Here is a 25,824-nt window from a genome sequence, read left to right as displayed (position 1 = left end):
AAAAACATTAATGATAAATTATTGGTGGATCTTTTTTTAAGCTATTGAATGTCAATCAAGAGGAAGTTGTACGCAGGTGTCTGAATGGGGATTCAAGATTTTACTGAGAAGGAACTTAAACTAAATGTAGCATTAACAGCTCTCTTCGAAGAGCCAAGCGCCACTATACACCTTGTTTAAGAAATAGCTACATTTATTTTCAAATAAATTCAAAAACGTTTATGTGATAAGAGCGAACTTATCATCAATCGTCGAGGATTTGGTCTGGATGAAAAATGACCAATGGTGTTTGTTACTGATTTCCTATTGTTCGAAAAACTTGAATAAGTAGCTCGAATCGCTCTGCTCATGATTATTTTTCTCCAAACTAAAATAAAACCATGTCGATAGCCTGAGCTGAAACGCGATTTGCAGACAGCTACCAAGGCGAACGAGGAGAAGAAGTATGAGCACATTCAGAGAAATTCGTCAGTTGATTCCATCGCAACCTACCGCTGACGGTGATGGTGTTAAAATTCGTCGAGTTGCAGGTTTTAACAACACGAGCTTTTCACCATTTTTAATGATGGATGAGCTGAAATCCGATCAACGTTCTGACTACATTGGTGGCTTTCCTCCTCATCCTCATCGTGGGATTGAAACGCTGACTTATATGCTGAAAGGTCATTTTCAACATCGTGACCACATGAACAATGTCGGCGAATTGCGTTCTGGTGGCGCACAATGGATGGCGGCAGGTCGTGGAGTAATACACAGTGAAATGCCAATTATGCAAGACGGTGAGCTGCATGGTTTTCAGATATGGATTAATCAACCAGCCAAAGACAAAATGAAACCCGCTCAATACCACGATTTTCAACCAGAGACGATCACGGAATTTGACACTGCAAAGACAGGGCTTGTTCGTGTCATTGCTGGTGAGTTGATGATTGCGGGAGAACGAATTGTTGGGCCGTTGACTCAAACTGGTGTTGTGGCAACTGTTGCTGATTGGCGGCCTCATAGAGGAGCCACGCTTGAGCTAGCTTTGGACGCTGACCATAACATGATGATTTATGCGTACCAAGGCAGTGTCGAGATAAATCAACGCACTGTAAAGCAAGGTGAGATGGCGCTGTTATCAAAAGGAGAGGCCGCAAAGTTTACTGCGGCAGACAACAGTGGGGTCCTGCTCTTTATAGGTGAGCCAATCAATGAGCCGGTGGTTCACTATGGCCCATTTGTCATGAACAGTATTGAAGAAATTGAACAAGCGATTCAAGACTACAACTCAGGGCTGTTCGAAACCTATTAAAGCGAACGACAGCGAACAGCCAATTTTGACCGATGTCTTAGTATTACGCTGAATGTATTTGAGCCTACTTATTGGGCTCGTAGCGAAGCAAATCGATAATCCACTGCCATCGAGTTTGCGTTAGCCACCTAGATTAACTTGCGTTTAATCGAGGTGGCTTTTTTCTTTACACTGAATTCCAACGTTCTATGGCTTGTTTGCCAGCCTCAATTCCCAGTTCATAAGCTTCTCGCAAAGGTTCTGGTGAGCGGCTTAAGCGTTTTAACTTAAACGTTTCTGGTGGGCACACTTGGATTATCTCAACGCCTGATGGCGGGTTGTTTATCAGTTCCAATGTTTGGTTGTAACGAACGTCACGTGTCAGCATAGGCTCAATCAGAGCTGGCGTTTCCTTCAGCATACGTTTTGTGATGGCACTGAACTTTGATCTTGGTTTTCGGTAACTGGCGATCTGGCTGCGCAGGACCATGATTTTCGTCGCTCCTCTCTTGATGGCTTCGGCAATTGGCAGGGCATCTGCAACGCCGCCATCCACATATCGAGTGCCATTAAGAAGTACGCCATTACGATAGAGTACGGGCAGGGCGCTGCTGGCCTTCATGGTCTCCGCTAACATATCGATGTCCGGAGTGAGGTATTCTGCCTGTCCAGTATCTTGACGAGTGACGACAAGGAAAAAAGGACGCGGATCTGCAGCGAGCACTTCTTTATCAATGCCTAACTCTTCAAGTGTCACTTGCCACATCCAATCCAAATCCATGACATCACCACCGCGTATGAGCTGGCTGGGGGTGATGAACTCATTTCTTAGGCTGTAATCGAGATAGATTTTTAGGTTTCTGTCTGGCATTTTTGCCAAATAGGCGGCAAGATTACTTGCGCCAGCCGATACGCCCCAAAAGCTGTCGAAGGGAGAAAAGTCCGCAGCTAAAAAATGGTCGAGTATTCCGCAAGAAAACACCCCTCGCATTGCGCCGCCTTCAACAATCAGTGCACGAGAACCTACATGTTCCATCTGCTTATCCGCTTTCTATCTTTTGGTTGAGTAACAGCAGCTTAACGTATAAGCGGCTGATTCCCAAACAACGCCGCGTATGTTCACGCAGGGACTCGTCAGATTGGTCAATCTTGAGTGCAGTGATGAACGCCTTTCTTAGTTTTCTATGTTGACTTTGTTTGATGGTCAAACTAAATTTAAATCAAATATTTTGACTATCAAACAAACTAAGCAATAGGGATATGATTTATCTATGGCAATAGCACAACACACGCACGATTTTGTTTCTCATAACCATAAAGGTGAAAAGCGAACTTTTTATGTTCTGATTCTGACGCTTGTCACTATGGTGGTTGAGATTGCTGCGGGCACGCTTTTTGGCTCTATGGCCTTACTCGCCGATGGATGGCACATGGGCACTCATGCTGCGGCATTTTGCATCACCTTGTTCGCTTATCGCTATGCTAAGCAAAATGCGAACAATGAGCGTTTTTCGTTTGGTACCGGGAAGGTCAGTGTTTTAGGTGGTTTTACGAGCGCGATTGCTTTGGGCATGGTGGCGCTAATGATGATGGTGGAATCCGTTCACCGTTTGTTTAACCCTGAGAGTATTCAATTCAACGAAGCGATTATGGTCGCAGTGATTGGTTTGGTGGTTAACTTAGCAAGTATGTTGCTACTGCATGCTCACCATCATCATGACCACTCACACGATCATGACCAATCGCATGGACACTCGCACGAGCACCACGACCACAATCTTGCCGCCGCGTATTTTCATGTCTTGGCAGATACCTTAACGTCACTGTTGGCGATCGTCGCACTTATTATCGGTAAGTTTTACGGATGGATTTGGTTAGATGCCATTATGGGGATCGTTGGTGCTTTGGTGATTGGTAAATGGACTCTCGGTTTGATGAAGCAAACCGCACCAGTCTTATTAGATGAGAATATTAATCACGAGTACCTACAGGCAATCAGAGAGACGCTTCAGCCATACGCAGACGTGCTAGATCTGCATGTTTGGAAGGTGAGCGGACATCATTACTCGGCTGCGATTGTGTTACATAATCGCAGTGATAAAACGTTGAGTGAATTTAAGCAATTACTGAGTAAGTTTGATAAGATTCATCACCTTACTCTAGAGTTACAAAATAGCTGACGATGAGCGAACTAGAAAAGTTGAATCAAATGCTGACCGAGTTCTATGACAAGATGTCTTCTTGGGAACAGTCAGTCGTAAAAGAAACCGGCTACTCTTTGGCCCAAGTCCATACCATTGAAGTGCTGGGCGGCCATGGTGCGCTGCGCATGAAAGAACTGGCGGAAAAGTTAGGCATCACGACCGGAACGTTAACGGTACAAATCGAAAAGTTAGTGAACGCGAACTTGATAGAACGTTGCCCTCATCCGGAAGATCGCCGTGCTATCGTTGTGAGGCTTACACCAGAAGGTGAGAAAATTCATCGCCATCATAACCAGTTGCACCTTGATCTTGTGCGTGATCTTACTCGTCATATTGAGCCAGAGCAGCAATCAACCTTTCTATCGTGTTTGGAAAAAATGAACCGGGAATTCTAGGTTTCATCCGAGTTACGGCCAAATAAACAATGAAAAGCAGAACTCCCATCGAGTTCTGCTTTTTTGTATTTATGGGTTTAGAAACCAGCTTTCAAACGGTAACTGAGTAAATGCGTAAGTCACACCAACACAAAATGCAGCGCCCGTAATGCCAATACCAATTGTAGTGGCCAGCAGAAGTAACGTTATCTTAGGCATGATGATTCTCATCCCTCTTGGAGTGTATTTGCGTGCTTAGTTCGATACAGAGCACACAAACACAATCCAAGCGGTGGCAAGCATAATTAATGGCGTAAAGACTTTTTGAATGGCTGCGCCATCGGTCAAGTTATAGATCTCGATGGATTCGTTGTAGAAGGCGCGTTTGAAGGCTTTAAACGAAATGTCGTTTTTTACATTGGATTGCTCGTAACGCTGACGCGCAGCATCGGCCATCTGATATTCAAGATCTTGAAGTTCAAACTCTTGGTTAAAAAACGAATCCCAAGCGCAAAGGCGAGCTATTGCCTTAGGTGAACTGTTATCACTTTTTAGTTTTGAGAGACGCTTTGCGTAAGCCGCTTGATATTTATCCACGATATATTCCTGCATGAATAGATGCTGAGTCATTGAATGACTCAGAACGTTCTGGTCGGTTGTAAAAGCAAAATTGTGGGATGAAAAGGCGTACTTTTACGTCTGTGCAGAACTACAAATAAAAATATCAAAGAGCGTTTGTGGTGGGGATGATATGGGGTGGTAGGGGAAGACGACAAACAAAATAAATTAGTCTACGTCACAATCAATGTTTGTTGATTTATTCAATCCTTAGTGTTCTTTGCCTTTTGATGTGCACATTTTGTGGTTAAAAAAAGATACGACCATAAGTTGTTCTTGGGCCTGAAAAAGTAAGATTCCTGACCAATATTCTTCCGTTTACCGCGTAGATCTCTCCTCAAAGTCGATTACTTTTGGCTATGCTTATAGTTCGGCTTTAAAAATTTTTAAGAGGGAAGTTGAGTTGAGATGTTTGTAGTTGAAGTGTTGAACAACTCAAGTGATGGGCTACAAATATAATTGATTATAAAGGATAAATTGGAAGCAGTGCAGAGTTAGGTAAGATATAAACCTAAAGGTGACGGTATGAGCATACAATCAACCATTATCGAATACGCTGTAGCAATAATAGGCTTACTTTTAACAGGCGTTGCCCTCTGAGCCCGAAAGCTCAGAGGATACATAACCTTAACGATTAATGTTGTAACGAGCGATTGCCGCTTCTTCTGACGTTACAACAGTTTTACCGATAGGCGCGAGGGAAATTACGGCCAGTTTCAGGTGCTGAAGTGCAAACGGAATACCAATAATGGTAACGAAACACGCTGCGGCGGATAGGATATGACCGATTGCCAGCCACAAACCTGCAAACACAAACCAAAGTACGTTGCCGATGACGCCTAGCGGACTCGTGCCAATATCCATTTCATTGGTTAGTTCATCACGCGAAACAGCTTCTTTGCCGAATGGGAAAAACGAAAAGTTACCCATGACGAAACAAGCTCGCCCCCACGGAATCCCGATGATGCTGATGAACGCAAGAATACCGAATAGCCACCACAGCAATCCCATGAATACGCCACCGAATAAAAACCAGATGATGTTGCCAAGTGTTCTCATCTAAAACCCTTTTTGATTTATAACTTTCTACAAAGTATGTCACACAAATCTTAACAGAGGATGAATGGGTGTGCTTTATCTTAAATAAGAAATCATTGATGAGAATACTCATTTGATAAAGGAAAGCGGAGATCATTGGGCTGCTGAAAAAAGGCTCGCAACGGTAGACGTTAAGAGCCTTTCTGGCTAGGCGGTTGCCAAATTCAAGCGCGATACTGGCTTGTCATTGATCGGTAAGTGAATCAAAGCGGCGAGGAGTGCCAGAACGACGGTTGACCACCAGATTGGATCGTATGAACCGTAGTAATCGTAGATGCGACCACCGACCCAAGCTCCCAAGAAGCTTCCTACTTGGTGAGTAAAGAACACCAAGCCATAAAGTGTTGATAGGTAACGAGCACCAAAAATCTGGCGGACTAATCCAGATGTGAGAGGTACGGTGCCTAACCAACAGAATCCGATTGCACCACCAAAGATGACTGCGGTGTGCTCGGTGACAGGTAGAGTCACAAAAGCACCAATCACTACCGTGCGGATTAAATACAGTGCAGACATAACATGGCGTTTATTGAAGCGGTCCGCCATAACACCCCAGAAGTACGAACCAAAAATGTTGAAGATGCCAACATACGCCAGTGCCATTGCGGCGGTTGAGGCTGGTAAATCTTTATCTGCCAGATAACTTGGTAAGTGAGTTGCAATGAACATCACGTGAAAGCCGCACACAAAGAAACCTGCATGAATCAGCCAATAACCTCTGTGAGAGAAAGCTTCTTTTAATGCTTCTTTTAGGGTTTGTGTGTCTTCCTGAACATTTGCAGGGTTACTTGCTTGTGGCTTCGCAGTTCTCATGAACAATGCAAATATCACCATAAAGCTACACAGTACAGCGAATGCTTGAAGTGCGCCTTGCCAGCCAAAATCACTCAAAAGCACTTGTGCTCCAGGGATCATGGCGAACATACCGAACGATCCCGCAGCGGTAGTTAAACCAAATGCTTTAGCTGCATGTTGTGCAGGGACAACCTTTGCGACCGCCCCTAACACAATGACGTAGCTGGTTGCGCTCAAACCAAAACCGACCAAAACGCCAAGCGATAGATACATCATGATTGGCTCAATGGCGATAGAAGTAAGGTAAAGACCTAAAGCGTAAGAAAAGGCACCTAAAATGATAATACGCTTCGCGCCCCAACGGTCTGACGCCATGCCGACAAAAGGTTGGAATACGCCAAACAACAAGTTTTGCAAGGCAATAGCAAAGCTAAAGAACTCGCGCCCGGTCTGAAAGTAGTCTGAAATTGGCATCATAAAAATACCGAAAGATTGTCTGATCCCTAGACAAATAATCAAAATCCCTATTCCAAGCCAAACAAGAACTGGAAATCGGAAAATACTCATAGTTTGCTCTTATTAATGATGGTGGTGATGAGAATGATCATGGTGTTCGTTGTCTCCCGTTGTTTGGTGACAACCGCTGTTGATGGCTTGTTCTGCTAATATTTCCAGCAACTTCGGAGAGTTATGGACGATGATTAGAGATACCCCCAACATGATGGACATTCTCAACACCTGAGCGAAAATGGATTGAGAAAAAAGCATGCATTGTGCGCTCATGTAGAAAAATGAGCGCGAAGTTTAGTGACGATTAGTCAATGAAACAAATGACAAAAAGTGAACTAATGTATGCGTTTCATGCATAGATTGGTTCTAGGGATTAATTGCAATGCACGGCTTGTTCTATGCGTTGACAGATCTGCTCTGCAAGCTGGTGGCTCGCTATGTTGCGTTCCACTGTGCTTGTAGCCAGCTTGCCTGATTCAACAACCTTAAACCAATCGAATAGCATAGCGTGAAAACCTTTACTCGTGAGCATTGGTGTCCAATCTTTTAAGTTCAACTTACGTTCTTGATTGTCCTGCCACAATTTACCTTCCACGAACGATTCAAACTCAAATGCTTGGTTGGCATAACATGCCTGAACGCGTTCGTTTGTGATGCCAAAATGACGATTCATTGAAGCGTGTAGTAGGGTATCACCGTGTTGCCATTGCACATCCAGACGTGCGAGTTGTTGGCCGTCAAATTGGTGAGTGATGTAGACGTTTTGCAAATCGGCTTTTGCTACAACATTTACGCTGTCTAGCGGGTGAATAAAATCGTCAAAGATGAACGTACGGAGTTCTCCCAGCAGATTGTGGCGATTTTTCTCCCAACGCAGTGACTTCAAATTAGCGACATCGCCTTTTTGTACGTTTGGCAAATAGTCGTTGTAGAGCGGAATGTGTCGGCGATTAAAGCCAACATAAAGTGGTTGATTGGCGATAGCTGCAATCTCATAGAGTTGCTCTACCTGTTGGGCACTGTCCGCCAGAGGTTTGTCGACAAAAGTGGGAATGCTTTGTTTTAGAAAATATTCAGCGATTTGAAAGTGAACATGAGTTGCGGCATGAATCATCACCGCATCTACACCAAACGCAGGAAGCTGTCGGTAGTCCTGACAGCTTTCCTTAATGCGATATTGCTGAGCTAGTGAAGAGAGGGTTTTGGCGTCTCGGGTACAAAAGACCAGCTCAACATTAGGAAGTTGAGTAATGACAGGAAGGTAAGCCTTTTGTGCAATGTCGCCTAAGCCAATAATACCGATTTTCATGTTGTTCGCTCTGTTTCGATTTCATTAGGCGTTGATTATAACGAGCGAAAAAGAGGTTGGCAGAAACGGCTTGTCATAAAAAAGCCTGACTCACATTTTGAATCAGGCTTTCTCTAACTACTTAGGATACGGTTCGACAGGTTTTGAAGATGTCTAACTGACCGTCGTAGGCTTGGGTTTTTACATCCATAATACCAAGCAAAGAGTGGAACACATTGTCATGCGAGTACTTACCTGCATTTTGTGCTTCTTTGGACAAACAATCCGTGTTGATGTGTTTTGCTTGCTTAAAGCTTGGCGACATCCACATGATAAGCGGTACTCGTTTTTGGAAATCCGGAGCAAGTCCGTAAGGCATACCATGCAAGAACATGCCGCTTTCACCAAGCGATTCACCGTGGTCAGAAACATAAATCAACGCAGTGTTATATTTGTCTTCTAACGTCTTAAGTTTGTTGATGGTTTGTTCCAAGACAAAGTCTGTGTAACGAATGGTATTGTCGTAGGTATTTACGATCTCTTCGACGCTACAGTTTTCAATGTCTGCACGTGGGCAATCTGGTTGGAAAAACGCTTTCTCTTTCGGGTAACGTTGGAAGTAAGTTGGGCCATGGCTGCCAATAAGGTGCATGGCTACAACTCGGTTACCGTTCATGTTCGACACTTCTTGGTCAAAGTCACTCAGTAGTGCCATGTCGTAACAAGTTTGACCGTTGCACAGTGCGTTTTGTTGCTTTCTGTCTACTTCGATTTTTTTGATCTTATGCGCGACTTCTTTATCGCCACCGTCGTTTTCTTTCCACAGTAGGTCGATACCTGCACGTTGCATGATATCTAACGCGTTGTCTTGGTTATCTGCTTGTTTACGGTCAAATTGATTGCGCGTTAACTGAGAAAACATGCATGGTACAGATACCGCTGTCGCAGTGCCGCATGACGCCACATCTTTAAAAGAAATCACATCTAATTGGCTGGTGTAGGGGTTAGTTTCACGCTCGTAACCATTCAGTTGATAGTTTTGAGTACGTGCGGTTTCACCTACCACAAAAACGAGTAACGTCGGTTTGTCCTGCGCTTGCTGTAAAGCGGTCGAGGATTGCTGTGCATCAGTACCGATTTCACGATATGGCTGTGGCGTAGTTAAGTAATTTTCTTTTACGTAACTTGTCGCGCTGTAGACATATTGCGTTGGGATGATCATTTTCTTCAGGTAGCTGTTGTTGCGACCCACAGATGCGTAATCTTGATAGTACAACCCCGCAATCACGGCAATAACTGCTAACGAAGCGAGCATCGCGACCAGTTTTGTAAGCACAAAGCGTAGCCATTGTCCGCGTTGTGGTTGCAGCTTTACTTTGAACACAATCAGGGCAGGAATCACACCCATTAACGTCGTCCAAACGACCGAATACGTGCTGAGATAAGAGCTTGCTTCACTCGAGTCGGTCTCGACGATGTTGGCGATCATACCAGAGTCAAACAGTGTTCCGTAGTTATAGCCTGCGTAGCTTACTAAGCTAGAGACTACGAGCAGCAAGATAAAGAACGGCTTTCCAACCCATGGCCAGCTAAATAGGTTGAATAAGAAATTAAGCGCGGCAAAAAAGAAAATCGGAATAGTGATAATGAAACCGATTTTGACTTCGTCTAACTTAGAGAAAATCCCAATGAGTTCTTTATAGATTGGGATGTTCACCACGAGAGCGAAATACAGCGCGAGTAGAACAGTAAAGGCAACGTATGGGATACCTTTCTTTGGAGAATCAACAGTCTTCATAAGTTACTTTCTTGAATAAAACTAAAGCAAGAACGACGCCCAAACAAATAGGGCAAGAAATAGCGCAACAAATACTGCTGCAGAGCCAATGTCTTTGGCTCGACCACTGAGTTCATGCCAGTCATCGCTGACACGGTCGACAACCGCTTCTACGGCGGAATTAATAAGTTCGACGATTAAAATCAGCAATAGGCTGCTGATCATCAATACACGTTCAAGCGTGGTCACTGGCAGAAAAAATGCGCTGATAGAAAGAACCAAAGTCAGTACGAGTTCTTGTCTGAAAGCGGCTTCATGAGTCCACGCGGCTTTTAGTCCTTTAATTGAGTAACCGGTCGCATCCATGACTCGGCGAATTCCTGTTTTACCTGGCTTCAAAATTGGGCCTTAATTCTTATTATTGGTTGATTGATGTGTGTTAGTACCGAAATGCACCAAATTGCGATCTGAGACTAATCGGTTAGACGTGAAACATTTGTGAATATGGGTGCAAGCAAAAAACGTCACGTTTGATTTGATGAGTAAGTACTTTGGTTGTGTGGTTTAGACTAATGCTTAATCAAGGTCGTAAACGGTGTAACCTTTATTTTGTAGGCATTTGCGTAGCACGAGAGCTTGTGTTTTGGTGGAATCATTCGCGCCACCTAAAGCGCCTGCACCAGCACCGACTGCACTGCCAGCTACTGCGCCAACTGCTGCACCGCCAATACCATCTTCAAGAGCACCAGCCGCGGCACCGATTAATGCGCCAGTCATTGCACCATTGGTTGCATCAGATTCAGCGGCTTCTGTTTTGTCGACTTTCTCTGCGTAACCTTGGCAGTAGGCAAAATCTTGTTCGTATTGCGCTTGGTCAACATTCGTCATGTCTACAACAGGCTTTTGGTTGTATGCACATGCTGCAAGTGAGGAAGAAAGGACAACGAGTAAAAGTGGTTTATACATGGGGTGAATCCATTATCTCTGTGAATTGATGGATTAAATGTACACTGTTTTATTACTTGTCTCTGTCTATGGATTGTATCGAAATGTCGTCTTATGTAATAAGAGCGGATGAGGAAGAAGATAGCGCAGAAACTAAGCGAACTGCGCTTTAACTTTTATCGTTGTTCGCCTGTTATTTAGGCAGAGATACGGTGAAGCAGGCGCCACCAAGAGGACTGTGTGAAATAGAAACATCGCCGCGTTGCAATTCCATAATTTGTCTTACAATGGCAAGTCCTAAACCAAAGCCGCTGGTGCTTTTATTACGAGATTTGTCGGCGCTGTAAAATGCCTCAAACAGGTGAGGCCAGTCTTTTTCATCAATGCCGTTTCCATCATCATGAATACTTATCATGCAGTGTTCTTCATCTTCGGTCACTTCTAACATGATTTGGCTATCGGCATAACGCATGGCATTGCGAAGTAGGTTGTCTAACGCGCGCTTGAGCAGTTTGGGGTCGGTCTTAATTGGGGCTTCTTTGCAATCCGTATCTTTAACGGTGATTGGCAATGGCGTCTCTTGCTGCCATTTGTCTTTTAGGTCAAAAAGCAGGGAGTTAAGCTCAAGACTTTCGGTCCGAAGCTCTGTTTCTGGGCGTTCCATTTTCGCATAGTAAAGGAGTTCTTCGACCATTTCTTCCATCTCATCAATGTCTTCAACGATGCTATTTACGTACTTTGTCTGTTGTTCATTTAGAGAGGAGTCGGCGAGTAAATCAGCCTGCCATTGCAAGCGAAAAATTGGTGTGCGTAGCTCGTGAGCAACCGCATTGGTGAGCATTTTATTGCTGGTAATGAGTCGAGAGACTTTATCGGCCATGTTATTGAAGCTTTTGTTCAATGTGCCAACCGATTTGGCGCTGGCCGTGCTTGCGCGTGCTTTGAAATTACCAGACGCAAATTCGACGGTGACTCTTTCTAGTTCACGAATTCTGCGGCTTAAAAACCAGATCAGCAAAACACAGTAAAGCGCGAAACCAGCGATGAAGAATATCCACACCATGTTGTCGTCGAAATTGACGGCTTGAATGATAGGACTATTCGGGTTATCGCTAATTTTGAAAAAGGGAGTGCTCTCGTCGAAGCGAAACCAAAAATCCCGTTCATCATCAAAGGCGATGTTAGCGGTAGGATCTTCATCGAACACTTCCTTCACCTCGGGTGGGAGCTCATCCATGGTGTGAGGTTGCAACAATCGATGGCTTGCCGTGGCAAACTTTTCTAGCTCGCTTTTGGTGTATTCAAGCCCTTTTTCTTCATAGATAGGAGAGAGTAAATCGTAGAAAGCTTGCGAACTGTGTTCTTGAAGTAGGTAGTCATAATCAGTATTGAGCTCATACACGATGAGCTCATAACCTTTCAGACTGGCGAGAAAAAGAATGATCAGACCTAAAAAGCTCTCTAGATATATCCTTCTCATTTATGCGTTCCATGCATCCGGCATTAGTAGGTAGCCTTTGCCGCGTACCGTAATGATTTTTTGAGGTGAGCAAGACGCGTCACCCAATTTCTTTCTAAGTGTTACGATGCGGTTGTCAATGGTTCTATCTGTACCGTCGTACTCAATCCCGCGTAACGTTTTGGTGAGCCATTCACGCGACAAGGTTTTCTCGGCATGAGTGGCGAGTACCCACAGCAAGTCAAACTCACCGTCGGTTAATGCGACAGGTTGTTGGTTCATAGTACAAGATTTACGTAGTCGGTTTAAACACAACACGCCGATTTGTAAGCCGTTTTCTGGCGCTGGAGCGGCGCTTTCTTTCCTGCGCAATAACATACGGATACGAGCAAGTAACACACGCGGTTTGATAGGTTTCGTGACAAAGTCATCGGCGCCAATTTCAAGCGCAGCGACGTGATCAAAATCGTCATCGCTTGCGGTAAGCATCAGAACTTTGCCTTTGTAACATTCGCGGATTTGACGACAAACGCTCAAACCGTCTTGGCCCGGCAGCATCAAATCTAACAAAACTAAATCGGGTTGAGTGTCTAAAATGGCGTTCGGCGCGTCGGTGCCGTTATCAATACAGCGGACGTCGAAGCCTTGTTCTACAAAGTACTCACCGAGCATATCTTGTAGTTTTGGATCGTCTTCGACAATGATAAGGGATGGCTTGATTTCTTGTTCGTTCATGTAAGTGATGTGTGCTGTATTTGATATCACTGAAAGTTAAACAAATTTGCGAGTTATTTCAAATAAAGCTTGTAAAGAATAAGGTTATCCGATGAGTTAATAATATAAAAAAAGCAAACGTTTTGATGTAGAACAAATCGTTTGCTTAGTATATGGGAAATTAAGTTGTCACCAGATTATGGTTGCTGCTTGGTCGGCGCGAGCGCAATTTCTCGGATACAGACATTTTGTGGTTGTTGGTAAGCGAACATTACTGCACGCGCGACATCGTCTGCGGCGAGTACACCACCCATATCCACTTTCCAAGCATCGTATCCATCTTTAATGTCTTGGGAGGTGGTGTGAGAAAGCAGTTCCGTCTCTACTGCGCCCGGTGCAATAGTTGTAACACGCACATTTGATGCGGCCACTTCTTCGCGCACATTTTCTGAAATTGCATGAACTGCGAACTTCGTACCACAATATGCCGCGTGGTCAGGGAACGTCTTTTTACCTGCAATAGAGCTGATGTTGATTATTGTGCCACTATTGCGCGCTTTCATTGATGCAAGTACGGAGTGCATACCATTAAGCAAACCAAGCACGTTAACGTCGAACATACGCTTCCATTCAGCGGCGTCCTGCGTGTCGATCTGACCAAGCAACATTACACCCGCATTGTTGACTAGCACGTCAGCTGGACCAAATTGAGCTTCTGCTTTTTCAATCGCTGTTATCAAACTCGCTTGGTCAGTGACATCGACTTTTTCACATAAGGTGTTTGGTAAATTTAGTGCTTCTAAACGTTCTACGCGACGAGCCACAAGAAGGAGAGGGTGGCCTTCTTCACTAAAACGACGTGCGATAGCTTCACCAATACCTGAACTTGCACCAGTAATAACAACCAGTTTTTTCATTTGTTACTTCCTCAGTTTTCGTTGAAAGCAGCGGTCTGCTGCGATGAACTCATACTAAGGAAATAACTTTTGTTGATATATATCACTTTAGGTAAAACACTGTTGTTCACTAGCAACAATAATTGCTGCTTGAGTTTGTCTTATTGGTAGGAAAAAGGCGCAACTCGTGCGCCTTAAGTGAAAAGAATGTATTGTTACTACGGTGAAATCCGCACTAATCAACCCATCAAAGTTACCACTTATTCAACGGTGCAAACAACGCTGTTGTCGCTACCAAAGCCATTTGGAACGTAAGCATCTGCTTGAGGATCGTTCTCCCATTCAACTTCATCGAGGAGATAACGAAATTGGATGTGTTGCTCTTTGGGTAGACGTGTTTTGAACTTAAATTGGCCGCTTTTTTTCACCAGTTTCATTGGCTCTGGTTGCCAGTCATTAAAATCTCCAGCGATTTTAATGGATTCCCATTGGTTTTTATCGAGTTCAAAAGTGACTTCAACTTCATCTTTAGTTTTGAAAAATCTCTTTTTAAGCATGAATCTTTCCTTTTTAGTACAAAAACTGCTCTAACTATTACTCGTGTTTCATAAGTATTTCAAGCGTTATCGGATTCATGCTGGTATAGCTCGTGAAATAACCGTGAACTGTTCGTGCTTCAAACTTGTATGAATATGATCTTTCTGTATGATGAAAATCAGTGTGTTGTGAAGAAATTGATATGTTGAAGTTGAATCGTACATTGATGACTACTCTGGTTTGTTTGGTGGCTATGCTGCTAACCAGTGTTTCATCGAGCGTTCAAGCATCGACAGCATCAATAGAAGCACAAAGCTTTCCCATGCAGCAAACTGCACTTCAAGAAAAACTCGGCGTAAATACAGATTGTGTTGAGCCGCACCACAAAGAACACATGATGGAAAAAGGGCAAAAGTCGCACACCAGTTGCAGCTCTTCTTGCATTGTGAAAATTCCCACGACTTTGTCGCAAAATGGCTTGATGCTACTGCCTTATAGCTTGGCGCTTATTGATAAGCTTCCTACTGAAAAAGCCGTGGTTGTGATTTATAAACCTTACCGACCTCCGATTGTTTGATTTCTTCTTTATTTATCTCCAGCACTAGCTGGCTCTTAGCTATATTTAAAACGGCACTGTTGTGCCCGAAGGAAAACAAACAATGAAGAAATTACTTGCACTATGCAGCACACTTTTACTGGCTTTCAGCGCTCACGCTGCTCAATTTGAAGAAGGTAAACACTACAAAGTGTTGGACGTTGAGAAAGCGACTAAACCAACCGTTACAGAGTTTTTTTCGTTTTACTGCCCACACTGTTATAAGTTTGAATCTGTGATTGAAAACTTAAAACCGGCTTTGCCAAAAGAAGCACGCTTTGAAAAAGTGCACGTGGCGTTTATGGGCGCAGACATGGCAGTGCCAATGGCAAAATCTTACGCAACCATGGTATCGCTAGGTGTTGAAGATAAAATGGTGCCTGCGATGTTCGCGCAAATTCATCAAAAGCGCCAAGCACCGAAAAACGAAGACGAGTTAAAGAAAGTCTTCACGGACAACGGTGTCGATGGCAACAAATTTGACGCGGCGTACAACAGCTTTGCGGTTAGTTCGATGCAAAAGCGTTTCGATAAGCAGTTCAAAGAGAGCACTCTGACCGGCGTTCCTGGCGTCGTTGTGAATAACAAGTACATCGTTATTCCTAATGAAGTCCGTAGCTATGCCGAGTACAGCGAATTGGTGAACTATCTGCTAACGCTATAAATTAAAAGAAATGAAAAATGGCGGCCAAGTGGTCGCCATTTTTTTGAATTCGTTATCTCAGTACGGTTGTACAAGCTTGAGTTGGTACGCTAGTCATGAATATCGCGTGCGGATAAAACAAGCTAGCAACGGTGATAGCGACATTGCACGGTTGTGCGATGGTGTTTTTCACCACATTGGTGAGAACAATGCCCGTGTTGTTTACTGTTTGAGTGGCAGCTTGTTGCGCTTGGTAAGAAACGCAGCCAGAAGTCGCATTGATAATTGCAGTACTAAACAGTAGTTTGCGGAAAAACATATTCATATCCTTTGTGAATGTTTACGGACATATATATGTAGGTTTGCGCTACTTTAAAACAAAACGGTGTTCAAAATGTATGTGTATTCACGAAATGAACAATGTTTTATATGGGTTGATTGGTTTTGTGATCTGAGTACTGGACAGACCAGGTTATGCCATCAAAACCAATCCATGCATCAAAATGACGCCACAAGTGAGCTTATTCCTCATGCCTTGATAGCCTTTGGGATCAACTTCCAGTTCGACATTCCGTATCAGCTTTTCTGCATACCAAATGGCAGCGTATCCGGTTGCGAGCAACAATATTGCCGCGATGTAATGTGTATTCCCTTGTAACAAGGCACCCCACGCAAGCAAAACAAACAAATTACTGAGAACTAGGATATTACGGCTCAAGCGGTGGTAGTAATGGTCGATACCATTTCCCCAGAGCACTCCCGATAGAAAACTCAAGATAACGGCGCTGTAGGCAATAAAAAATTGTTGGCCGCTTAGGTTAAACAAGGTGGTGTCAGACACGATAAGCAGCAAGCTGAACAGAAAAGGCACTAAGCCCAAGTACCCAAGGCGTAACATGGTTAAACGTGTCGTGACCATAACTGCACTCCTACAGTTGTTGCTCAATCATATTAGTAAGCGTAGTACTCGTCGGGGAGGTTGAGCTTGGAAATGTGGCGATGACTTTGCCTTCTTTACTGATGAGAAACTTGTAAAAGTTCCACTTCGGTGTCACACCGGCTTGAGTGCTGATTTCAGAAAAGACAGGGTTGGCCTCGTTGCCCAACACAGAGCTTCGAGCCATCATAGGAAACGTCACGCCGTAGTCGAGATAGCAGATCTTTGCGGTATTTTCTTCGCTTCCTTTGTCTTGTCGAAAATCGTTACTGGGAAAACCGATGACTGCAAAGTTTTTATCTTTGTAAGTTTGGTATAGCGTTTCTAGTTGCTCATATTGAGGTGTAAAACCGCATTGGCTGGCAGTGTTTACGACGAGCAATGTTTTCCCTTTGAATACTTCACAAAGCTCAATTTCTTCTGTTGAATTTAACATGCGCTGTTTGCCTTGCAGAATGTCGGGGCACTCAGACGCAAGAGCAAACGAACTCATGGAGATAAAGCCAAGGTACGCGGCGAGTTTCAGTAATCTTTTCATGATGTCGTTCCTTTTGTTTTGAAGTAAGTATAACTACTCAAACGTAAAGGGAATCGATCAAAAAAAGCCGCACAAATGCGCGGCTTTTTAATGTGCTTTGAATTTTTATGCCAGCTTCAAATCGAACTGATTACGATACGCGACCATGTCTTCGATAGTCAGTACAGGCATGTTGTGCAGGCGACCAAATGCAACGATCTCCGGTGCTTTTGCCATCGTACCATCTGGATTGGTCACTTCACACAGTACGCCAGCAGGTTGAAGCCCTGCCATTTGCATCAGATCAATCGTACCTTCCGTATGGCCACGGCGAGTCATTACACCACCTGGACGTGCACGAAGAGGGAATACGTGACCCGGGCGAGCAAGATCTTCAGGTTTCGCATGCGGGTTTGCCGCCGTTTTAATGGTCGTCACGCGATCTGCTGCTGAAACCCCCGTTGTTACGCCAACTTTCGCTTCAATAGAAACCGTAAATGCAGTTTGGTTCGCGCTGTTGTTGTTTACCACCATTGGAGGCAGTTCCAGTTTGTCTGCTTGAGCGTCTGTTAAACATAAACAAACGATGCCGCTACATTCGCGGATCATCAACGCCATTTGCTCGTTGGTGAGGTGCTCGACTGAATAAATGATATCGCCTTCGTTTTCGCGATCTTCATCATCAAGAAGAAGTACGCCACGGCCTTCTTTTAGAGCGATAAGTGCGTTTTCAACGCGAGTAATTGGGTCGCCGAATTCGGCAAGTAGTGATGACTGATTCATGGTTAACTCCTAAATATCACCAGAATCAGGGCGGTATGAGAGATCGTCGTAAAATACGATCAAAAAGAAGCGCACCAGCATTCAACGCAATCTTACTCGCGATGCGGGTGTATTCTTATTCTCTTTCATCCGGACTATAACCGTCGGCTCTGGCATCTCACCAGATCTGCTGACCTCGACGAATCGAGCGCTCGCGGGCTCACTTGAAAAAGTATACCGCCGGTGGGGAATTTCGCCCCGCCCTGAGAACAATTAAAATGTGCCACTTCACTCTAGTCGTGAGGAAGTGGAGCTAGGATAGTACTGCGAACTGAATAGCTTGGAAAGTCGATTCCATCTGTATGATGGAAAAGTGTGTTATCGACGGAAATAATCTGTGCGAATAAAGTGATCAATCTGCTGCGGCACGAAGGTGTTGTAAATCAGGCTCGTATGCGTTTGCTTCACTTCGATATGATCTTGCATACCGTCCAGTCTTGTCTCTTCTACGGTAACCGTACCGTCCGACATGGTGTTGTCATTACGGATCAACAATGGGCGGGCACCAATCGGTACCGTTCCTGCGATACTGCCCAGTTTTTGCGGAAAAGCCCACGCATCATCATGTTTGTTTAATCCGTGGTGTGGCGAATTGCCTAAAATTGCACCCAACCCGAGATCTTGAATCCGACCTACTATGGACGCGCCTTTAAGAGGTGAACCGATAGCGACAACATGAGAGATTAAGCTGGTGGTTGGCTTTCTGTTGGCGAGATAGCGCTTAATCATCAAGCCTCCCAAGCTGTGCCCCACGAGCACGTTTGCGGTCAGTGGATTAAGTGAATGGTCAATAGAATCAAATAGTGAAGACTCATCGATAGCAACAGTGTTATAGCTGAGCACTTGCGTTTCGTATCCGAGCTTTCGCAGCTTTTGGCTAAGAGGCTGCATGACCAGCCCATGCATATAAAGACCATGTAAGATGATGATTTTCATAATACCTCCTAGATTTATGACGTCGTAGATATCCTACTCTAATTAACAAAGAACTACTTGTGCTTTGTGGTGCATATTTACGTTTTGCTGCAAAGTTTGATCGGTATAGCAAGCGTATCAGCCCAGTAAATCCTGTACTTGTTGTTGCAATTGATGACGATTTAAAGGAGCTGGGCTTAACACTTCACCGATTACAACATCCACTTTTGACCAAAAACGAGTCGGTCGTTTTGTGAGAGCATGTCCGCCTTTGTGGCTGAAAAAAGAACCCCAAAGCCCTTTTAGTGCCATAGGGATGACAGGAACAGGATTACGTTCAAGGATTTTTTCCACACCAGGGCGAAACTCACCCAATTCACCGTTAGACGTTAAACGACCCTCAGGGAAGATACAGACAACCTCACCGTCGTTAAGCGCTTGTTCAATCTGTTCAAATGCTCGACGGTAAGTGTCGGCACACTTACGTGGAGAACAGATCGGGATAACACCGGCATGACGGAAAACATATTTAAGAACAGGCAGTTCGCTGATGGATTTGTCCATCACAAAACGAACCGGGCGAGTAGAGGTTCCCATCAAAATCAACGCATCGACATAGCTAACATGGTTAGCCACGATTAACGCAGCACCTTGTTCAGGAATATGTTGGCGCCCCTTTACTGACACTCGATACATACAATGGCTGAGTAAATAACTGATAAAGCGTTGTGTAAATTCCGGTACTTGACGATAGACATAGATTGCCACGAAGAAGTTACCTATTGCCATCATGGCAAACAGTTCCACAATAGAAAGCTCTAGTACGCTGAGTACAACGATCGAAACCAAAGCAGACACCACCATAAACAACGCATTCATGATGTTATTAGCAGCAATGGCACGTGCACATTCCCCTTTGTTTGAACGCGATTGGATGAACGCATAAAGAGGAACAATAAAGACACCTCCACTGACACCAACAAGGAACAGGTCAATCATGACGCGCAGATGTTTGGATTCAGCAACGAAGCTTTGCACATCATAAAAGTGCACCGGAAGTGATGGATAACTTGGGACTGCCCATAGCAAGTCGACGCCAAAGACTGTCAGACCAAGGATACCGAATGGCAAAATACCAAGCTCAACGTGGTTGAAAGAGAGCTTTTCACACAACCAAGAGCCTGTCGCGATACCAATGGAAAATAATGCCAACAGTAAAGAAACGACAGTGCTGTCTGCAAACAAATGTTCACGCGCAAAGTTAGGGAATTGAGTCAGGTAAGTCGCACCCATGAACCAAAACCAACTGATGGCTAGAACAGACATCCAAATGCCTCTCTGTTTTTTTGCCACTTTTAACGTGTTCTTTAAACCAGAAATCGGTTCAAATTTCGCTTTGTCATTCGATTGGCTAGGCATCGTTGGAATATTCACACTGCTCATAACACCAAGCAAAGACAAGGCAATCACGACACAAGAAGCAATCAAGGTACCATTAGGAATGGCTAACAGCAGGCCTGCGCTAAGCGTACCTATAAGAATCGAAAGGAACGTGCCCATTTCAACCCAAGCATTTCCTTTAACAAGCTCATTTGGTTTGAGCGCTTGTGGTAGCAAGGCGTATTTTACGGGACCAAAATAGGCCGATTGAGTGCCTGTCATAAACAGCAGAACCAGCATCAGCATAGCACTTTGGGTAGCAATAGCGGTTGCTGCGCAAGACATGATAGCCAGCTCGATGAGCTTTAGACGTCGGATTAATTTGGCTTTGTCCATGCTGTCAGCGACGGCACCAGCATGCGCAGAGAATAGAAAGAAAGGTAGGATAAATAAGCCTGCCGCCAAATTAACAAATAGATTAACGGATATTGGTAAGTTATCAATTTGGCTGTATGTCACCATCAATAACAGAACGTTTTTGTAGATGTTGTCATTGAGTGCGCCAAGACACTGCGTCACAAAGTAAGGAAAAAAGCGTTTTGAGAAAAACATGCTGGCTCCGATTAAACAAAGTCGAATGAGATGGGAGCACTTTATGCTCAATGAACGATTAAACCAGCTTTCTCTTTCAAGTGACGTTGCATGCCACCAAAAGTAACGAAATTCGTTACTTTCATTTTCATTTGTTTATTGAGTTACTAATTTCGAGACTTCTGTGTAGGTTTTCTTTCCCATGGTTCAAACAGAGGGAACGTCCAACGACGCATCGCAATAATCAGAGAGGTGCCGTGCTTTTCGTCCATATCGAGAGAGCTATCACTTTGGCAAGCCTGATAAAACTCATCGATGACCTTTTGCAGTTTCTGTTGCAGCTTCTTGTTGGTTGGTACGCTCATCAATCCTGTTGCCATGGACAACTGTTCATCTTCACCCGAAAAGTAGCTTTGGAAAAAGGCGTCTTGAACTTGCTGTTGGAAGAACCGTTGAATAGGGCCGCCCATCTGCCACTTAAATGTCGGAGATATACGCAAACGAATTTTGTTATTTGGCTGCAAGTCGATGATGTTCAGCCGATCCAAATGAGCAAGCTTTTGCACCAGTTCCAACTCATTGAAGGTATATTGCTGAACGATTTGTTCAAACTGATAGCCATTTACAACACAGATCGCCACGAGCAGCAGGGCTTTATCGTCAACTAGCTGCTTTTCTTGCTCTAACGTTAGCGACTCTAAACCTTTATTGTGCGCAGCCGCGAGCTTAAACAGTTCCGCCATTTCTAAACCAATCAATTGGCAAATTCGTTCTAAGCGCTCAAGGCTAATGTGCTGACCTTCAGCAAGCAAACGTTTGACGCTTCCTTCACTTAAATTAAGGTGTTGTGCAACATCGACATAATGCAGCCCAGCTGACTTTAGCTGGCGTTTAAGCTCTTTAATTAACGTATAGCTTTCAGACATTTACGCGGTTACCTCATCGTGTAACTGTTTTAGGTACGTTTGCATAAAGGCTTTACGTTTATTGGCTTCAAGTTTTGCAGACTCCGTGTTCATGGTGTCGACAATTTTAAACAACTTGGTTTGGAAATGATCTACGGTGAATTGCTTGTCGTTGAGTTCGCGCTCTTTAGCAAACATGTCGTTATCGTTGTAAAGCTGAGCGTTGAAATGAGTGCTGACTTGAATGCATCGCGTAACACCAATGGCGCCTAAAGCGTCCAGACGGTCAGCATCTTGGACGATTTGTGCTTCCAACGTGTTTGGCCTGATGTTGGCGCTAAAGCTGTGCGCCTCTATCGCATGAGCGATGGCATCATGGTAGTGCTGAGGGTATTGAATACTCTCTAAATACGCGATGGCTTTTTTGGCTGCAATTGCAGAGCTTTGCTTGCGATTTGGATGATCTTTCGGGTAGGTGAAACAGTCATGCAAATAAGCTGCTGGTAACACAATGGCTATGTCTGCATTTTCTTCGTCGCAGAGCTGTTTCGCTGTTTTGACCACGCGTTTTACGTGTTCAATATCATGGGCCGCATCAACTTGCATCTCTTGCTGCATAAATTCCAAAAACAGCGGCTCAAACTGGCTTAATGACGTCATGGTTAATATCTACAACTAAAATGAAGCCAGAAGTATGCCCAACGCTAAGAATAATTTCCAAGTGCGATGGTGTAATTGAGAATTAGCCACCAGATTGTTGAATACCTGAGTGATGTCAAGAAGTGGGATTAAGAGCGCTGTCACTGATTCCATTTGAAAGGTTAATACGCAGTGAAATGACTGAACTTTTCGAAGGTTTCTCTCCAGACAAGACTATTTCAAACAGACATTTTTATCAGTGTTTCTATGAGTCATTAATTTTATAAATGTGACTCAGTAGCACAGAAAACTTGGGTCTATAGATTGCATTTTTGAGTGATCTCAATTCCATTTTTATAGTTGTTTAGTGTAGTTTTTGTGATCTTGATCATGATATTTTTGCTTTCAGAGCGATAGGATTCCGCGCAAATGGTGAGTTAACTGAGTCGATGATATGCAGGATTTATATGAGCTAGAGCGTAAACTGGTCGAAAATGGCGCAGATATGAAAGGCTTAAAAGTGGTACCCGCGGTCGTTGATGAAGAAGGGCATGTTGTTTATCTGGGTAATAGTCCATCCATGATCAGAAACATCATTAGTTGTCGAAGACAATTAACGCAACGTACTAAAAAATAGTAAAAGGGTCTGACTAAATAGTCAGACCCTTTTCGTTTCGGTTGGTCTTTTTAAGAACTTTAGCGCTTGAACGCCACTTGTTCTGATTGCTCAAGATGAATACGAGTTGTCGCAGGTTGTGTTTCTGCAATGACTTTACCGTGACGAACCGAGTAACGAACAGGTACTTGGCGACGCACTGCATCAAAGCCATTTTCAGCAGGAAGAATCAGCAGGTTACCTGGTTTGCCTTCTTCAATTCCGTACTTGTCTTGAATGTTCAATGTACGCGCTGAGTTGGTGCTGATGAGATCTAGTGAGTGATTAATTTGTTCGTAACCCATGACCTGACATACATGCAGGCCCATGTGCAGCACTTGCAGCATATTTGCTGTACCAAGTGGATACCATGGGTCGAATACGTCATCGTGTCCAAAGCAAACGTTAATGTTTGCATTTAGCATCTCTTTCACTCGTGTTACGCCGCGACGTTTTGGGTAATCATCAAAGCGGCCTTGTAAGTGAATGTTCACCAATGGGTTTGCCACGAAGTTGATACCGGACATGCGTAATAAACGGAACAGGCGAGATGCATACGCACCGTTGTAGGAACCCATTGCCGTTGTGTGGCTTGCCGTGACTTTATTCCCTATATCAAACTTGTGCGCTAATGCTGCCAGTGTTTCAACGAAGCGAGATTGCTCGTCATCGATTTCATCACAATGTACGTCGATCAGACGGTCGTATTTTTGCGCTAATTCGAACACGTAGTGCAGCGATTCAATGCCATATTCGCGTGTGAATTCAAAGTGGGGAATCGCGCCAATCACGTCCGCCCCCAATTTGACGGCTTCTTCTAGCAGCTCTTTGCCATTTGGGTAAGAGAGAATGCCTTCCTGCGGGAAGGCGACGATTTGGATGTCTACCCATTCTTTCATCTCTTCACGTACTTCTAGCATCGCTTTGAGAGCGATAAGCGTTGGATCAGAAACATCGACGTGAGTACGAACGTGTTGTACGCCGTTTGCGATCTGCCATTTTAAGGTTTGTTTTGCGCGCGCTTTCACGTCTTCAATCGACAGCATTTCTTTGCGCTCAGCCCAACGTTCAATACCCTCAAACAATGTGCCAGAGATGTTCCAGCTTGGCTCGCCAGCGGTTTGCGTTGTATCTAGGTGAATGTGTGGCTCGCAGAAAGGCGCAACCGCCATACCGCCTTCAGCATCGATGGTGTCACCGTTGTGATTAAGCTCCACATCGTTTCTTTCAATGCGCTTGAATTGACCATCTTCAATCAAAATTTGCTGCAGACCTTCTTGTCCTTTTAGCGTTACGTTTTTGATCAGTAGTGTTGTCATGATGGTTCCTTACGCTGGCTGTGAAGCCAGTGCTTTTTTGTTGAGAATAGGATTAAGAATTAGGAAGCTAATTGCGCCGCCAAGTACAGCGTTAATCGGTACTACGCCAGGAAGGAAGTGTCCTGCACCAACGCCAATCGCTACAGCGATAATGCCAGCCCAGTTTACGCTTTGGAACTGGGCGGCTTCAAAGTTTGCGTAGCGTTTACGGTTCGTGAAGAAGTCAGCGATGATCACGCCGCCAATTGGTGGAATTGCCAACGATAAGAAGGTCAGCCAGCCTACAAAGTTATTGTAGAGCCAGAGAGCGCAAAGTGTGCCAACAAGACCGTTCGCCATCGAGATGTATTTACTTGGTAAGCCAGTGATGTTGGAAAATCCAAGACCTGATGCGTAGAGCGCGTTGTCGTTGGTCGTCCAAATGTTTAACCCAAGTACGATGATGGCAGGAATCAATAAACCTTGTGCAATCATCACTTCAGAGATGTCTGATTGACCAGTCACCGACGCACCTGCCGCGCCAAAGATAAACATTAACGAGTTACCGATGAAAAATGCCACCATGGTGATCATCACGGCGCTGCGCGGCTTTTTACCAAAGCGTACGAAATCTGCCGTTAATGTGCCTGCACTGACAAAAGAGCCTACAACCATCGCGAGAGCCATTGAAAAGTCGAGTGGTTCGGTTGGTTGAACTTGTTGTAGTTCGCTAATACCGCCAACGCTATTTACTGCTTCTACGACAGAGTAACCGCCAAGTAGCGCAATGGCAGGAACGGCGATTGCTGACAGCACCATCAGTGCTGAGATTCCAAAGTAAACGGTCGCGGTCATGAGCAAACCGGAGACAAGGATCAAAGTATTGGTATCGATGCCCGTTGCTTTATGCACCGGAATCGCAAACATCGCGACACCAACTCCAAACCACCCAACTTGAGTACCGCCAAGAAGAGCAGAAGGAAGCCAAGAGCCTTTAGAACCAAAAGAGAAACGAGCAAGAAGGTGAGTAGAGAGACCAGTAGAAGCGCCGATGTAACCGAGGAAAGAAGTGTAAATACCGAGGATTAGGTTACCGATGAGAACAGCGAGGAAAAAATCATTAAAGGAGAGCCCAGTACCGAGAGAACCACCTGTCCACATACTTGCGGAGAAAAAAGTGAGTCCTAACATCACCATGGTTAGTGACGCCACGCCTTTTCTGGCCGTGTTGGGAACTGGTCCAAGACTGTAGTTATTGTCTCCAGCCATTATTACCTCCGCAAAGTAAAAGATTAAATTATAGCACCTGATTTTCAGGTAAACGGCGCGTATTATCGTGATGTAAATTCGATAGTCAATGATAAAATTGAAATTTAAACGTTTACTTGGTTTTGTTTGTATTTTTTATTGTTAAATAACAATAAGTTGAATGAGTTGTT

General features: G+C 44.3%; 30 protein-coding genes and 1 riboswitch. Of the genes, 6 read left to right on the top strand and 24 right to left on the bottom strand.

The window, feature by feature from the left end:
- The first annotated feature begins 445 nt into the window (after positions 1 to 445).
- A complete protein-coding gene (locus ACF8EG_RS03705) occupies positions 446 to 1,294 on the top strand; it encodes a pirin family protein (RefSeq protein ID WP_005463372.1) in 849 nt (282 codons plus the stop codon).
- 166 nt (positions 1,295 to 1,460) lie between these two features.
- On the opposite strand, the gene ACF8EG_RS03700 is transcribed toward ACF8EG_RS03705, so the two are convergent.
- Positions 1,461 to 2,309 carry a patatin family protein gene (locus tag ACF8EG_RS03700; protein ID WP_069504831.1) on the bottom strand — a complete coding sequence of 283 codons (849 nt, stop codon included), beginning with the start codon at positions 2,307 to 2,309 and terminating at the stop codon, positions 1,461 to 1,463.
- 235 nt (positions 2,310 to 2,544) lie between these two features.
- On the opposite strand from ACF8EG_RS03700, the gene dmeF reads away from it, so the two are divergent.
- Positions 2,545 to 3,453: a CDF family Co(II)/Ni(II) efflux transporter DmeF gene (dmeF, locus tag ACF8EG_RS03695; protein ID WP_069504830.1), complete on the top strand. Its 909-nt coding sequence runs from the start codon at positions 2,545 to 2,547 to the stop codon at positions 3,451 to 3,453.
- A gap of 2 nt (positions 3,454 to 3,455) precedes the next feature.
- Positions 3,456 to 3,872 carry a MarR family winged helix-turn-helix transcriptional regulator gene (locus ACF8EG_RS03690; protein ID WP_005463375.1) on the top strand — a complete coding sequence of 139 codons (417 nt, stop codon included), beginning with the start codon at positions 3,456 to 3,458 and terminating at the stop codon, positions 3,870 to 3,872.
- A gap of 69 nt (positions 3,873 to 3,941) precedes the next feature.
- Here ACF8EG_RS03690 and ACF8EG_RS03685 read toward each other — a convergent pair whose 3' ends face one another.
- From ACF8EG_RS03685 to ACF8EG_RS03625, 13 genes are all read right to left on the bottom strand, one after another.
- Positions 3,942 to 4,070 (bottom strand): hypothetical protein, encoded by a 129-nt coding sequence (locus ACF8EG_RS03685; RefSeq protein ID WP_276427408.1) that lies wholly within the window; start codon positions 4,068 to 4,070, stop codon positions 3,942 to 3,944.
- A 36-nt stretch (positions 4,071 to 4,106) separates the two neighbouring features.
- Positions 4,107 to 4,448 (bottom strand): hypothetical protein, encoded by a 342-nt coding sequence (locus ACF8EG_RS03680; protein ID WP_005485142.1) that lies wholly within the window; start codon positions 4,446 to 4,448, stop codon positions 4,107 to 4,109.
- 648 nt (positions 4,449 to 5,096) lie between these two features.
- Positions 5,097 to 5,528: a YccF domain-containing protein gene (locus ACF8EG_RS03675; RefSeq protein WP_005485025.1), complete on the bottom strand. Its 432-nt coding sequence runs from the start codon at positions 5,526 to 5,528 to the stop codon at positions 5,097 to 5,099.
- A 186-nt stretch (positions 5,529 to 5,714) separates the two neighbouring features.
- Entirely contained in the window at positions 5,715 to 6,929 is a 1,215-nt protein-coding gene (locus ACF8EG_RS03670; protein WP_069504828.1) for an MFS transporter, read from the bottom strand.
- A gap of 12 nt (positions 6,930 to 6,941) precedes the next feature.
- Positions 6,942 to 7,091 (bottom strand): hypothetical protein, encoded by a 150-nt coding sequence (locus tag ACF8EG_RS03665; protein WP_175423247.1) that lies wholly within the window; start codon positions 7,089 to 7,091, stop codon positions 6,942 to 6,944.
- 154 nt (positions 7,092 to 7,245) lie between these two features.
- The gene (locus ACF8EG_RS03660) at positions 7,246 to 8,181 is read right to left on the bottom strand and encodes a Gfo/Idh/MocA family protein (RefSeq protein WP_069504826.1); all 936 of its coding nucleotides are present in this window, start codon (positions 8,179 to 8,181) and stop codon (positions 7,246 to 7,248) included.
- Positions 8,182 to 8,302: 121 nt separating this feature from the next.
- Positions 8,303 to 9,958: a phosphoethanolamine transferase gene (locus ACF8EG_RS03655; RefSeq protein WP_005463391.1), complete on the bottom strand. Its 1,656-nt coding sequence runs from the start codon at positions 9,956 to 9,958 to the stop codon at positions 8,303 to 8,305.
- Between the two features lie 21 nt (positions 9,959 to 9,979).
- On the bottom strand, positions 9,980 to 10,336 hold the full coding sequence (locus tag ACF8EG_RS03650; protein WP_005463392.1) for a diacylglycerol kinase: 357 nt from the start codon (positions 10,334 to 10,336) through the stop codon (positions 9,980 to 9,982).
- Positions 10,337 to 10,513: 177 nt separating this feature from the next.
- Positions 10,514 to 10,903, bottom strand: a complete 390-nt coding sequence (locus tag ACF8EG_RS03645) for a hypothetical protein (RefSeq protein ID WP_031851054.1) — start codon at positions 10,901 to 10,903, stop codon at positions 10,514 to 10,516.
- Between the two features lie 172 nt (positions 10,904 to 11,075).
- Entirely contained in the window at positions 11,076 to 12,362 is a 1,287-nt protein-coding gene (locus tag ACF8EG_RS03640) for an ATP-binding protein (RefSeq protein WP_053319445.1), read from the bottom strand.
- Positions 12,363 to 13,076 (bottom strand): response regulator, encoded by a 714-nt coding sequence (locus ACF8EG_RS03635; RefSeq protein WP_005463399.1) that lies wholly within the window; start codon positions 13,074 to 13,076, stop codon positions 12,363 to 12,365.
- Positions 13,077 to 13,252: 176 nt separating this feature from the next.
- Complete coding sequence (locus tag ACF8EG_RS03630; protein ID WP_005485124.1) at positions 13,253 to 13,972, bottom strand: SDR family oxidoreductase; 720 nt, start codon at positions 13,970 to 13,972, stop codon at positions 13,253 to 13,255.
- 239 nt (positions 13,973 to 14,211) lie between these two features.
- On the bottom strand, positions 14,212 to 14,508 hold the full coding sequence (locus ACF8EG_RS03625; RefSeq protein ID WP_005477072.1) for an isoamylase early set domain-containing protein: 297 nt from the start codon (positions 14,506 to 14,508) through the stop codon (positions 14,212 to 14,214).
- A gap of 182 nt (positions 14,509 to 14,690) precedes the next feature.
- Here ACF8EG_RS03625 and ACF8EG_RS03620 point away from each other — a divergent pair, with 182 nt between their 5' ends.
- Together ACF8EG_RS03620 and ACF8EG_RS03615 are read left to right on the top strand one after the other, a co-directional pair.
- Positions 14,691 to 15,065: a hypothetical protein gene (locus ACF8EG_RS03620; protein WP_015313451.1), complete on the top strand. Its 375-nt coding sequence runs from the start codon at positions 14,691 to 14,693 to the stop codon at positions 15,063 to 15,065.
- Positions 15,066 to 15,147: 82 nt separating this feature from the next.
- Positions 15,148 to 15,747, top strand: a complete 600-nt coding sequence (locus tag ACF8EG_RS03615) for a thiol:disulfide interchange protein DsbA/DsbL (RefSeq protein WP_020841867.1) — start codon at positions 15,148 to 15,150, stop codon at positions 15,745 to 15,747.
- Positions 15,748 to 15,799: 52 nt separating this feature from the next.
- Here the strand turns inward: ACF8EG_RS03615 and ACF8EG_RS03610 are convergent, their stop codons facing one another.
- From ACF8EG_RS03610 to ACF8EG_RS03575, 8 genes are all read right to left on the bottom strand, one after another.
- Positions 15,800 to 16,045, bottom strand: a complete 246-nt coding sequence (locus ACF8EG_RS03610; protein WP_005463406.1) for a hypothetical protein — start codon at positions 16,043 to 16,045, stop codon at positions 15,800 to 15,802.
- A gap of 153 nt (positions 16,046 to 16,198) precedes the next feature.
- Positions 16,199 to 16,645: a DUF3429 domain-containing protein gene (locus ACF8EG_RS03605; protein WP_069490569.1), complete on the bottom strand. Its 447-nt coding sequence runs from the start codon at positions 16,643 to 16,645 to the stop codon at positions 16,199 to 16,201.
- A 10-nt stretch (positions 16,646 to 16,655) separates the two neighbouring features.
- The gene (locus ACF8EG_RS03600; RefSeq protein ID WP_069490567.1) at positions 16,656 to 17,201 is read right to left on the bottom strand and encodes a glutathione peroxidase; all 546 of its coding nucleotides are present in this window, start codon (positions 17,199 to 17,201) and stop codon (positions 16,656 to 16,658) included.
- Positions 17,202 to 17,306: 105 nt separating this feature from the next.
- Complete coding sequence (gene ribB / locus ACF8EG_RS03595; protein ID WP_005463409.1) at positions 17,307 to 17,963, bottom strand: 3,4-dihydroxy-2-butanone-4-phosphate synthase; 657 nt, start codon at positions 17,961 to 17,963, stop codon at positions 17,307 to 17,309.
- A 113-nt stretch (positions 17,964 to 18,076) separates the two neighbouring features.
- A riboswitch (FMN riboswitch) is annotated at positions 18,077 to 18,217 on the bottom strand.
- A gap of 103 nt (positions 18,218 to 18,320) precedes the next feature.
- Positions 18,321 to 18,938: a hypothetical protein gene (locus ACF8EG_RS03590; RefSeq protein ID WP_015313450.1), complete on the bottom strand. Its 618-nt coding sequence runs from the start codon at positions 18,936 to 18,938 to the stop codon at positions 18,321 to 18,323.
- Between the two features lie 117 nt (positions 18,939 to 19,055).
- Positions 19,056 to 20,909, bottom strand: a complete 1,854-nt coding sequence (locus ACF8EG_RS03585; RefSeq protein WP_062854632.1) for an MFS transporter — start codon at positions 20,907 to 20,909, stop codon at positions 19,056 to 19,058.
- A 146-nt stretch (positions 20,910 to 21,055) separates the two neighbouring features.
- The gene (locus ACF8EG_RS03580; protein WP_021484176.1) at positions 21,056 to 21,814 is read right to left on the bottom strand and encodes a helix-turn-helix transcriptional regulator; all 759 of its coding nucleotides are present in this window, start codon (positions 21,812 to 21,814) and stop codon (positions 21,056 to 21,058) included.
- A complete protein-coding gene (locus tag ACF8EG_RS03575; RefSeq protein ID WP_021449427.1) occupies positions 21,815 to 22,453 on the bottom strand; it encodes an HD domain-containing protein in 639 nt (212 codons plus the stop codon).
- A gap of 433 nt (positions 22,454 to 22,886) precedes the next feature.
- Between ACF8EG_RS03575 and ACF8EG_RS03570 the strand changes: the two genes are divergently transcribed.
- Positions 22,887 to 23,069, top strand: a complete 183-nt coding sequence (locus tag ACF8EG_RS03570) for a hypothetical protein (protein WP_005463425.1) — start codon at positions 22,887 to 22,889, stop codon at positions 23,067 to 23,069.
- A gap of 59 nt (positions 23,070 to 23,128) precedes the next feature.
- Here ACF8EG_RS03570 and ACF8EG_RS03565 read toward each other — a convergent pair whose 3' ends face one another.
- Together ACF8EG_RS03565 and codB are read right to left on the bottom strand one after the other, a co-directional pair.
- The gene (locus ACF8EG_RS03565) at positions 23,129 to 24,406 is read right to left on the bottom strand and encodes a cytosine deaminase (protein WP_069504824.1); all 1,278 of its coding nucleotides are present in this window, start codon (positions 24,404 to 24,406) and stop codon (positions 23,129 to 23,131) included.
- 9 nt (positions 24,407 to 24,415) lie between these two features.
- On the bottom strand, positions 24,416 to 25,654 hold the full coding sequence (gene codB, locus ACF8EG_RS03560) for a cytosine permease (RefSeq protein ID WP_069504823.1): 1,239 nt from the start codon (positions 25,652 to 25,654) through the stop codon (positions 24,416 to 24,418).
- Positions 25,655 to 25,824 lie beyond the last annotated feature (170 nt).

It is taken from the genome of Vibrio sp. YQ_11 (assembly GCF_043103065.1).
GTDB classification, from domain to species: domain Bacteria; phylum Pseudomonadota; class Gammaproteobacteria; order Enterobacterales; family Vibrionaceae; genus Vibrio; species Vibrio parahaemolyticus.
Note: the sequence above shows the minus strand (reverse complement) of the source record. Positions and strands in the feature narration are given on the sequence as shown.